Origin of the sequence: Flagellimonas hadalis (assembly GCF_007785775.2) — a bacterium.
Classification (GTDB): domain Bacteria; phylum Bacteroidota; class Bacteroidia; order Flavobacteriales; family Flavobacteriaceae; genus Flagellimonas; species Flagellimonas hadalis.
Map to the genome: position 1 here is coordinate 351,465 of NZ_VNIK02000003.1, position 6,013 is coordinate 357,477.

The 6,013-nt window shown below is 46.4% G+C and carries 2 protein-coding genes; both read left to right on the top strand.

All coding sequences use genetic code 11. The features are described from left to right. Window positions 1–347: 347 nt before the first annotated feature. Complete coding sequence (locus tag FOT42_RS07820) at window positions 348–2,498, top strand: DUF5723 family protein (protein WP_151890006.1); 2,151 nt, start codon at window positions 348–350, stop codon at window positions 2,496–2,498. 337 nt (window positions 2,499–2,835) lie between these two features. Then, window positions 2,836–6,013: DUF8202 domain-containing protein (locus FOT42_RS07825; protein ID WP_151890007.1), on the top strand; the 3,178-nt coding region annotated here is incomplete at its 3' end.

Consider the following 6,013-nt stretch of genomic DNA (forward strand, 5'->3'; position numbering starts at 1 on the left):
GGTTTCCGTTACGCCAAGGAATTTTTACAATTCCTTGGTTGTAATGGTTTTTTTGTTCCTCACGGTCCCATCCCACTTTAGCCTAATTTTCTACCTTAATTGAAGAGGAAGATTGTAACCTTCCAATACCATCTTTACAATTCTCCCTAGCATTTCCTTTGCAAAAAACTATAGGAATATTCCTTCATTTTAAAAACCATATAAACTCAAATCCCCCATCCGTCAATTCAAAAGGCACATCCGTTCATTCCTCATTTTTGATATCACATTTTATGTTCTCTTTGGGGTCGATTAACCAAAAAACTTAAAAAATAACCCAGCCCGCCTTAGGGCAAAAAAAATTAGATATGTTTTCAAAAAATACATTTTTGGGCATGGTGTGCCTTTTATCGGCCTCTATGCTCAGTGCACAATCCTACCAAGGTTTATTAACGGACAATTACAGCGGCGTGCACGGGGTTCTTTCCAACCCGGCGAATATAGCTGATTCAAGGCTCAAGCTAGATGTCAACCTGATAGGGGTCAGCGCTTTGTATGGCAACAACTACATCGGTTTCAATTTTTCCGATGTTTTCAGTGAGTATAGCTCAACATTTGACGATGCCAATACATACCCCAAGACGGACAATTTCCTTTCCTTCAATATTGACGTATTGGGACCATCTGTCATGCTGAGCATAAATGAGAAGAGTTCATTGGCCATTTTTACGAGGGGAAGAGGCCTTTTCAATGTAGACCATGTGAATGGCAACACCTTGGAAAAGGAAGGCGGTTTTGACGAAACCGAGGATTTTAGCGTGGTGGAAGGAAACATCTCCGGCTCGTTCAGCGTTTGGGGGGAAATTGGTGCGACCTATGCACGTGTACTATTGGACAACGGACAACATTTCCTTAAGGGAGGGGTCTCAGCAAAAATGTTGCAGGGACTGGGGAACGTGTATCTGTATGGCTCCGACATTACCTTAGACTATGATTCCAACACTAGGGAAATCACCACTACAGGTCAATTGCACCATGGCTCCACAGGCGAAGTAAATGATGAAGGGAATATCGGTGATGCCTTTGGCGATTTCAAAAATGGCTTGGGTTTTGGCAGTGACATTGGGTTTGTATATGAGTGGAGACCCGATCATGCCGAGTACACCAAACTGAAGGGTGATGGAAGTACCATCATGAACAGGGGTGTGAACAAATACAAGTTAAAAGTGGGGGTTTCCGTCACGGATTTTGGCAAGATAACGGATATAGACGGTAGAGACCGGCTATACAACCTGAACAGGACACAGAGCATCGACAATTTTGACGGTGATGTCCTTGAAGAAGCCCTTTTGGACAATTTTGAACTGATATCCGATACCAAATCCAAAGACTATACTTTGCCCACTGCGTTGCATACCAACTTGGATTGGAGCATTATTTCAAAATTCTATTTGAACGTCAATGCCGATATTTCCATAGCATCCAAAAATTCCAGAAATATTGGACATATCCTGGACCAATATAGCATCACCCCAAGATACGAAAGTGCATGGCTATCTGTCTATTCGCCTATTGGAATCATGGATGGAGTTGGCTTTCAATGGGGTGCTGGTCTTAGGCTCGGTCCATTGTATATGGGTTCAGGGTCCATTCTATCTTCCCTTATAGGTGAGGATACCAAAGGACTTGACCTATACGCTGGATTAAAGATACCCGTCTATCAAAACAAGTTGAAGGACAAGGACAAAGATGGTATTGTGAACAAGGAAGACTCATGCCCAGAAGTGGCCGGTCCTGTGGAAAACAAAGGCTGTCCATGGCCCGATACCGACGAAGACGGCCTACTGGACAAGGACGACAATTGCCCCAATGAGGCAGGACCTGAAGAAAACAATGGTTGTCCATGGCCGGATACAGATGGTGATGGCGTTCTGGACAAAGATGACGACTGCCCGAATACACCAGGACCAGTGGCACATAGAGGTTGCCCTGATACAGATGGTGATGGTATTATAGACCAAGATGATCGTTGTCCTGAAACCCCAGGAAGCATAGAGCACAAAGGTTGTCCTGATACGGATGGGGATACCTTGGCGGATATAGATGACGAATGTCCCACTATCGCTGGACCCGTAAGCAACAAAGGCTGCCCGGAAGTGACCCAAGAAGTACAAAAACAATTGAACGACTATGCTAGGACCATTCTTTTTGATACAGGAAAAGCGACCATCAAAACCGAATCCGTGGCTGTGATGGTGGACATCATCCAAATCCTGAATGAATACCCCAATGCCAAGTTCACCGTGGAAGGACATACGGACAGCGTGGGATCCAACGATAGCAATCAAAAACTATCTGAGGCCAGGGCCAATTCAGTAAGGGATTTCCTGATCGATAAAGGAATAGCAGGCAACAGGCTCACCGCCATTGGTTATGGTGAAGAAAAGCCAATAGCCTCAAATGCCACAAGTGCAGGAAAAAAACAAAATAGACGAGTGGAAATAAATCTCATAAAATAACCATCCTACCCATATTTTATAATCAATGTAAGAACTAGGTTTGGTGTAACTCTTTAGTTCTTCGGTAACAGAGATGGTTAGGCCGCCAAGATTATCTTGGCGGCCTTTTTTTAAAGTATGTTGACTTCATTGAAAAAATAAGATAAAACTTACAAAATACATCATTTTTAGAATAGGCGGATTTTTCATCCGTTGATCCATTCCCATCATCCATCAATTGTAACCCACCACAGGTGAATTGGGGCACTGAACATCCACAGATAGTCCCTTATTTTATATTACCAAATCTATTTTCTCGTCCTGCCCCAACAAGAAAATACCATTAAAACCTACAATTATGATAAAACTTCTACTTTGCTATTTTTCTATGGGCACAGAAAAAAACCTTTCCTGTGTGCCTTCACCTAATGCTTTTAAAAAACTCTTGCAACAGTTGGCCATGCTACTGATCATGCTCATAGGAGCTCAAACGTATGGGCAAATCGAAGTGGATACATGGTACAGTGCGGACAGGGCCGTCAATATTCCATCTCCTGTCGGACAATTGGAATTATATACCCCATTCCCCCCTGCCGACGGAACACCTGTAACAACCTGGTATGACCTTGTCGATTATGCTGGAGTGGACACCAAGCAAGATGCGGTCCCCCATCCTGCCGATCCCGCACATTATCCCAATCCTTGGGACGCAGCACTCAATCCCGGTTTTGCACATTCATTTGGTTTACCAGCCTTTCTCAGCCCAACAGGTTCTGTCCCTGGGATACCAACGCTGCGAAGAAACGACATGAACTTCAATCCTTCTGTGGAATTTGATGGTAGTGGAAATGGTCAGGCTTTGCACACCCGGAGCATATCCAGGGCGAACATTACCGTTTTTATAGTATTTAGGGCGCCTGGCGCCGGGAATACGGCAAGGACCCAACGACTTTTGTATGGTGGGGATATAGATAACTATCACAATTCCACCACAAATCTCTCGCTGGGGGTTTCCGATGGGAACCGCTTCTCTGTCGGCAGGACGCGGATTGGAGCAACCTATTTTCAAAGTGGCGGAATAGACCTTTTGGAACGGCCTACGATAGGGGTGTTTTCTAGGGAAACAGCACCTCTAGGGGACTTTCAAGAAACCTTGACCACAAAAGTGAATGGCATCCAAGACATCAACACCACAAGAAACGATGTTATTGCAGAAGATGACCTTTACCTATTTGTTAGACTGGGCAAGCACTTTAACAGTAACGACCCCAACACCAACCTAACGGGAAACATCGCTGAAGTCTTAGTGGCTGATGGTGCTTTGTCAGCAACCCATATACAACGTGTAGAAAGCTATTTGGCCATTAAATATGGGATAACCCTCAATAGTGCAGGTCAATTGGGAAGCATCGTTGGAAACCAAGGATACCAATATCTATCTGCGAATGGAGCCGTTATTTGGAACCCCGCAATCAATCCTGCCTATAGATTTGACATTGCCGGATTGGCAAGGGATAGGTACAGGGACAACTTTGGTGGATTTCCAGATCTTCGGTACAACGTACACCAACGAATAGGTAAAAGCGAAAATGCTGAGGCTATAGTGACCATGTCCACTGACTCCAACTTTGCAGGAGACAATTTGGATCAAACTAGACCTGAAATAGACAATACAACAACACTGGGCACTTCGCTGTTTTCATACCTTCATAATTATCTCTTATGGGGCAGCGATCGCGGAGGTCTCAATGAAGTAAATGTGGAGCTTCCAGCCAACATCACCAGCAGGATTGAAAGGGAATGGCAGGTTCAAGCTACCCGTTCACATCCTAGCATTGCTGCCATCAGCAACGTCAGTGTCCGAATAGATCTTTCCGGTTCCAATATATTGAACAATGGAGATTGTGGCCTAAAACTATTGATAGACACTGACGGGGACGGGGATTTTACTACAGGCCCCATCACCATGATAGACGTTACAAACGTGGACATGGCTGGTAATGCCTACTTTGACAATGTCAATTTTGAACATCTGGATGTTTTCACGGTAGGTTTTGGGGACACCGAGCCACCTACAGCATCAAACCCTACAGACATCACTGTATGCGATACACCACCTGCAGCAGACCCATTGGTCGTAACGGACGAAGCGGATAACTGTGCCATAGCATCTGTTGTCTTACTCTCGGAATCATCCGATGGCAATACAAATCCAGAAACGATAACCCGAACCTACAGGGTTACCGATACAACAGGGAATTTTGTGGATGTCACCCAGACCATCTACGTATATCTCTCCCCAGATATAGACGATATAGCAGATCAGGTAGTCTGTGATTCATATACTTTGCCTGCCATCACCGGGACCAACCTTACCGGCAGTGAGGCGTATTACGATCTCCCTGGAGGGCCATCCGGAGGAGGAAATGCTTACGCCCAAGGAGATGTTATCAATAGTGACATTACTCTCTACATTTATGATGAGACAGGCTCCACTCCCAATTGCTTTGATGAAGAAAGTTTCACTATCACCATAAACCCTACCCCTGTTGCACCAGTCGCCAACAATCTGACATTTTGTAATACCGACAATCCCACTGGAGCTGACCTTGTGCCTGCCATCTCTGCCACGATTACATGGTACAGCGACGCAGGGTTGACCTCTACTGTGGCAAACGCTGACCCGCTCTCATCACAAGATTATTACGTCACTCAGACCATCAACGGTTGCGAAGGACCAGCAACTACAATTACCGTCAACATCGACGCCACCAACGAGGCCGGGACACCCACCGACATCGACCTCTGTGAGGGGGACAACACACCCCACGACCTGAACGCACAGCTCGCCGGGGAGGACGGCGGCGGGACATGGACCGACGTGGACGACGCCTTCGGCAACGGGGCCAACTCCGTGGTCCCCGACCCCGCCAACATGGACTTCTCCACCCTCTCCGCAGGGGCATACCGTTTCACATACACCATACCCGCAACAGGGCCGTGCGCCCCCGACAACGCCACCGTAACCGTCACCGTAAACACAGTGCCCCAAATTGCTGTAAATACCTTTTCCGATCCCGTGGCCTGTGGTGGAAACGGTACCATAGAGCTAACATTCTCCAACGTCCCCGACGGGAATTATGATATCACCTACGATGCTGGAGTCTTCCCAAGTGTTCCTGTATTTGGAGGAAGTGCAACTATAAATACACCCCAAGGGACATACAATAACCTCAGGATAACCGTCAATGGATGTACATCTACGGACAATCCTGATGTGACCCTTACCGATCCGGGCGCTCCAACACCAAATGCAGGGATTGATGGCAATGTATGTGATATCGCCAACCCATTCGCTACCAACGCCAATCCTGCTGTGGGAACCGGAACCTGGACCAACCAAACCCCAGGCGTGGGAACGGCAACATTCGTTGATCCCAATGATGAGACCACCAACGTGACCGTGGACAGTTATGGCACTTACATCTTCAGATGGACCGATACCAACGGGAGCTGCAGCGACTTCGACGAGGTGA